This window comes from Nostoc sp., assembly GCF_054880495.1.
The window spans coordinates 1-5,494 of sequence record NZ_JBTYKD010000162.1 but is presented as its reverse complement, the minus strand read 5'-3'; the positions used below and the strand labels follow the sequence as shown (position 1 = coordinate 5,494).

Annotated in this window: 7 protein-coding genes; 6 read left to right on the top strand and 1 reads right to left on the bottom strand. The window is 41.1% G+C overall.

The features are described from left to right. The first annotated feature begins 70 nt into the window (after positions 1 to 70). Entirely contained in the window at positions 71 to 517 is a 447-nt protein-coding gene (locus ACYTXL_RS16105; protein ID WP_461925613.1) for a hypothetical protein, read from the top strand. Between the two features lie 158 nt (positions 518 to 675). Here the strand turns inward: ACYTXL_RS16105 and ACYTXL_RS16100 are convergent, their stop codons facing one another. After that, positions 676 to 1,215 carry a nucleotidyltransferase family protein gene (locus ACYTXL_RS16100; protein WP_461925612.1) on the bottom strand — a complete coding sequence of 180 codons (540 nt, stop codon included), beginning with the start codon at positions 1,213 to 1,215 and terminating at the stop codon, positions 676 to 678. Between the two features lie 195 nt (positions 1,216 to 1,410). On the opposite strand from ACYTXL_RS16100, the gene ACYTXL_RS16095 reads away from it, so the two are divergent. The 5 genes from ACYTXL_RS16095 to ACYTXL_RS16075 all read left to right on the top strand — a co-directional run. Continuing rightward, positions 1,411 to 2,679 (top strand): plasmid pRiA4b ORF-3 family protein, encoded by a 1,269-nt coding sequence (locus ACYTXL_RS16095; RefSeq protein ID WP_461925611.1) that lies wholly within the window; start codon positions 1,411 to 1,413, stop codon positions 2,677 to 2,679. Between the two features lie 138 nt (positions 2,680 to 2,817). After that, complete coding sequence (locus tag ACYTXL_RS16090) at positions 2,818 to 3,273, top strand: GFA family protein (protein ID WP_335213729.1); 456 nt, start codon at positions 2,818 to 2,820, stop codon at positions 3,271 to 3,273. 357 nt (positions 3,274 to 3,630) lie between these two features. Continuing rightward, complete coding sequence (gene cobO / locus ACYTXL_RS16085; RefSeq protein ID WP_461925610.1) at positions 3,631 to 4,308, top strand: cob(I)yrinic acid a,c-diamide adenosyltransferase; 678 nt, start codon at positions 3,631 to 3,633, stop codon at positions 4,306 to 4,308. 67 nt (positions 4,309 to 4,375) lie between these two features. Next, entirely contained in the window at positions 4,376 to 4,498 is a 123-nt protein-coding gene (locus ACYTXL_RS16080) for a hypothetical protein (protein WP_461925609.1), read from the top strand. Between the two features lie 302 nt (positions 4,499 to 4,800). Then, a partial coding sequence (locus tag ACYTXL_RS16075) for an integrin alpha (RefSeq protein ID WP_461925608.1) occupies positions 4,801 to 5,494 on the top strand: 694 nt, incomplete at its 3' end.

Below are 5,494 nucleotides of genomic sequence, written 5' to 3'. Positions count from 1 at the left end.
TGATCTACTAGAACAGACTAAACGGGAAACTTATATTATTCTCTTTCTGAGAGAATAGGTATGGTCGTCCATGAAAAAACTGATCCGGCGTATTAAGGTATTCCTGCGATGTATCCTCAAGAGGTTTTCAGCCAATTCTCAGCAGACATCGCCCGTAATAATAAATTCTCGCGCGTTAGACACATCTATTCCCAGTGTTTATCCGCGATGGGAGTCTGGTTTGGTGCTTGTGTGTTCGCAATGTGCAAACGAGCGGTCAAATATTTTTCATCCAACTAGCAGAAGCTCAACTGCTTCCGAAGACTTAGAGAATTGGTTGAAATCTCGTTTAAAGTTTGAGGGATTATGGGGTGAATTTCGGGTCGTTAGCACCAGTTGTTTAGGGGTTTGTCCACGGATGGGCATTACTGTCGTTCTTGTAAGTAATGGAAGTGGCGGTAATAGTCCATGCTTAATTGTAAATCCTCAGAGCGATCGCGAACTTCTCTACTCATACATCAAACAGAATAAAGGGTGACTTCAAAGCTTTCCTAACGCTTAGTATAGAATTTCATTAATTCATAACAAATCTAGCACTCAAACTTGGAGTTTCTCTGCGTTTAAAAAAGCTACAAACTTATGTAAACCCCTACTTACAACAAAACATTTTTTTCACTTTCAAAACCGATTATTCCCTTATAACCCCAACCGCAGATAAGGACACTTTTCTAAAAATCCAGATGCCTTATTCTCGGCATCTAAGTTATGAATATGTGCTGGCGTAGGTCGAATAATGCCAGCAAACAAGTCATCCAACCCATAGGGAGTGAAAAATTGCCATTGGCCTTGTGTATCTTGTCGAACTCCCACAGCAGTAGCGGTGTGCAGCCAATCTGCGATCGCATCCTCTGTACTAGTGTAAGGTTTGCTACCAATACGCCAACGAGCAAAACTAGCTTGATTTTTTACATCAAACTGGTCATGAGGAAATTGTTCTGTGAGAGTCGCCTTTGCTGCTAGTTCTTGGGAACGGTTCCCCTCTATATCAAAGAATGCAATATCAAAATCTTTAATACCCAACCGACAATTCTCGCCAAAAATTGAATGCCAAACGGTGTTTCGGACTGCACCCCCGGCTAACCACCAGTTAGGTAGATTTAGTTGAGCGATCGCTCTTAATACTATATCAATACGTGTATCAGCTAAAATTATTTGTAGACGAGTGTTACTATTCATATCAAATTGCTGGGATTGTCAACTAGAAGGTGAAAATATTATCATTCACATTTCACTAAGCTTACGGTGTTGATAGTCCTGCGGTGACACTTGGCGGGTCGATGTTTTTTAGGGTAACTGCTGAAGTCATAGTATAAAGAGAACAGGGTTTTACGGAAGCTTAAATTGTGAATTTAGAATTTAGAATTTTTATTTATGGAAGATTTATTTGCGCGGCTAGAACGCACACTCAATCCTGAACTGCCTTCCCTAACAGAGTCACAACAACAACTTCTACAAGAACTCAGTATTGATCAAAATCAACCCGGTACGATTCTGCATGACTTTCAAACTCTGATAGATTTCTTACAACCAAATGGAGTGGAAGTTAGTAGTGTTAATAACCTTCTACCGCTAAAAGTACTATCAGAACTTAATTCTCGGTTAAGTCACCCAATTGAAATTAAACTCAAACGCCCCGTACAGAAATCATACCCCTACATTAATGGACTATATCTGTTATTACGCAGTTCTGGGATAGCCCAAATTAGATCGGAAGGTAAGAAGCAAATTTTAGTATTAGACCCAGCCACCTTAGAATCATGGTTAAATCTCAACCCAACAGAACGCTATTTTAACTTATTAGAAGCTTGGTTAATTTGGGGAAATAACGAAATTTTGGGCGAACATCAAGACTCATTCGGCAATTTATTTAGATGCATTCAACTTTGGACTCGCGTCCCAGATAAAGGTTTAAAATTTCCTAAATATGAAGACCAACACGATATTAGTTATTACCCAGGTCTGCATAACGTTGCTCTGTTAGAGTTATTTGGATTGTTATCTATCAAACATGGAAAACCACAAGAAGGCAAGGGGTGGCGCATTACTAGTTTACAACGCTTGCCCTTTGGTGATGCTCTGTTGCAATTACTCTTTCCATTGGGTATACGAGGAGAATTACAGGATGATGTCAATGTGACTTTTGGAAAATTGCAGTTACATTTTCAACCATTTTTTCCAGAATGGGAGCATAATTTATTTGTTCCCAAGCAAGGCTTTACCGATGGTATATATATTTTTAAAGTGTCTATTTCTCAAGCTTGGAGACGCATTGCCATACCAGCAAAAAAACCATTAAGCTGGTTAGCAGAGACAATTCTAGATGCTTTTGATTTTGACTACGACCATTTATATGAGTTTAGTTATAAAGACCGTTTTGGTCGTATAATCAAAATCGGTCATCCCTATATGGAAACACCCCCATTTGCAGACCAAGTAAAGATTGGTGATTTATCTCTAGAAGCGGGTGCTAAAATGATCTATCTTTATGATTTTGGTGACAACTGGAAATTTGATGTGCAGTTAGAAGCAATTAATCCACCTGATAACAAAATCAAAAAAGCAAAAATTTTAGAAGTTCACGGAAATGCACCTCAACAGTATTGGAGTGAAGATGATGAATTGGATGAAGATGAAGAATGAGGAAGATTTAGGGAGGCGTGAAGAATTAAAATGTCCTTATGTCCCCGTGTTTTTTGTTTGTGTCTGCTACAACCAGCTTTAAGATTGAGATAGCTTTAGTTACAATAAAGCAACACAAATTGTCAGGAGATAAAATCTGTGAGTCTTCCATATACTGGAGGTTGTCAATGTGGACAGATTCGTTATGAAATTCATGCCCAACCGTTAACCCTTTACTTATGCCACTGCAAAGAGTGTCAGAAACAATCGTCTAGTGCCTTTGGAATGTCTCTCACAGTACTACGAGATGCTGTTGTAATTGTTCAGGGAAAACCGAAAGCTTGGACTCGGAAAAATGATAGTGGACGTGAAGTAAATAACCTGTTTTGTGGCGACTGCGGAACGCGATTGTTCCATGAACGGACTTACAACTCAAATACTATCAATGTCAAAGCCGGAACCTTAGATGATACAAGTTGGTTACGCCCAGTGGGTAACATTTGGACACGCAGTGCCCAGTCATGGGTGATAATTTCAGACCAATTGCTCAACTATGACGGGCAACCAGAGGATACGCAGCCTTTATGGGAAAAATGGAAACAACAACATCCATAAATGCACAACTCCCGATATCAGACATCATACCTCTGGCACTTAAACCAACGCTCTCGGTTGCTAGTCTAATTCATGACTGTACCAAAGGAGATAATCATAAATTTTTACTGGTAAACTACTTTAATGAACATATTAAATTATTTAAAACAGTAATAGTAAACCAAAATTATAAGTTCAGCTTGTGTATCATATATATTTCTACTTGTCTGCAAATCATTAAGAAAGCTAACACACTATTAATATTTCACATAAAAACTTACTGGCAATTTCCAATCCAGTGATTTAAGTGAAATTGGATAAGTAAGACGATTTTGGTTCATTCTCAACACTTTTAACAGTTATTTCTAGACAAAGCTGATGATAAACGACACACCAAAAGAATTGAACCCAGACCAAGAAATTGGGCGCTTGATTGATGAGGTAATGTCTTCATCTCTGACTGATGAACAGTACCGCAAAAAGATGCAGCGACGCAAAGAAGTCCAAGAGAAGCGCATCGCAGAAGCTATACCAGAAAAAGGATTAATTATTGTAAATACTGGTAACGGTAAGGGTAAAACTACTGCGGCTTTAGGGATGGTATTACGATCGCTAGGTCACGGGTATAAAGTAGCGATCGTCCAATTCATCAAAGGTAGCTGGGAACCTTCCGAAAAAAGGGTTTTTAGCTATTGGGAAGACCAGATAGAATTTCACGCAATGGGCGAAGGCTTTACCTGGGAAACTCAAGACCGCGATCGCGATCTCGACAAAGCTAGCGCCGCCTGGGAAAAATCATTAGAATATATCCGCAACCCAGACTTTCAGCTGGTCTTGTTAGACGAAATCAATATTGCCCTGAAAATGTCTTACTTACCAGTAGAAGACGTTTTAGCAGGTTTGGCGCAAAAACCAGCTAACAAACACGTTATTCTCACAGGTAGAGGCGCACCGGCTGCTTTAATTGAGCGTGCTGACCTCGTAACCGAAATGACCTTAGTTAAGCACCCTTTCCGCGATCAAGGTGTGAAGGCGCAACCAGGAATTGAGTATTAAAGAAAGAAGAGTTCAGAATTCAGAATTCAGAAATAATTTCTATTGCAGGGGTAATGGAGGTGATTTTGTGCTGTCAAAAATTACTATTCAAAACAGCACTTTGCGATCGCCTCTACATTCTCTACATTTCGCGCATGACGTTGCAGTGCTAGCGGGAATTTGTCCGTCGTCCGATGATGATTGGGTTTGAGTCTGATAAAATTCGGCCGATGGTGACAATGGATAAGCTCACCGCAGTAGAGTGATGGCAATTTATGAGCAGAGCAGTATCTAAACTAACCTGTTCCACATAAAAGCAGAACTTACGCAAACAATAAATAGCCAAAACCCTGATTTTCTTCTTAGGGGCAATTCATGAATTGCCGCTACAGCGTGTACTTTTGCGTAAGTCCTAAAAAGTTGTATATTTATCTAATCGTGTAGACCTTTCACAGTCAACAGTGAATCTGAAATTATTTAAATTTTTAGTTGTAGAAACAAAAGAACGAACTCATGGCAAATTCAGTTTTCAACTTATCTAACCTCAACGGCACTAACGGCTTCGTCATCAACGGTATCAATGCTTATGAGTTTTCAGGTAGTTCTGTAAGCAGTGCGGGAGACATCAACGGCGACGGCATCGCTGACCTGATTATCGGGGCACCAAATGCCTCCCCCAACGGTGACTTCTCAGGGCAGAGCTACGTGGTGTTTGGCAACAAGTCCGGTTTTGGTGCCCAAGTCAACCTCTCCACGCTCAACGGTACTAATGGCTTTGTCATCAACGGCATCAAAGCAAATGACCATTCAGGCTTCTCTGTCAGCAGTGCGGGAGACATTAACGGTGACGGCATTGACGACCTGATTATCGGGACAGATATTGAGGGATCCGGCGGCGAGCTTTCACAGCAGGGCTACGTGGTGTTTGGCAGTAAGTCCGATTTTGGTGCCCAATTCAACCTCTCCACCCTCAACGGCACTAACGGCTTTGCCATCAACAGCATCAAAGCAGTCGACTTCTCAATGAACTCTGTAAGCAGTGCAGGAGACATCAACGGCGACGGCATCGCTGACCTGATTATCGGGGCAGAGATTGGGGGCTCCTTCGGCGAGCTTTCAGAGCAGGGCTACGTGGTGTTTGGCAGTAAGTCCGGTTTTGGTGCCCAATTCAACCTCTCCACCCTCAACGGCACTAACGGCTTTGCCA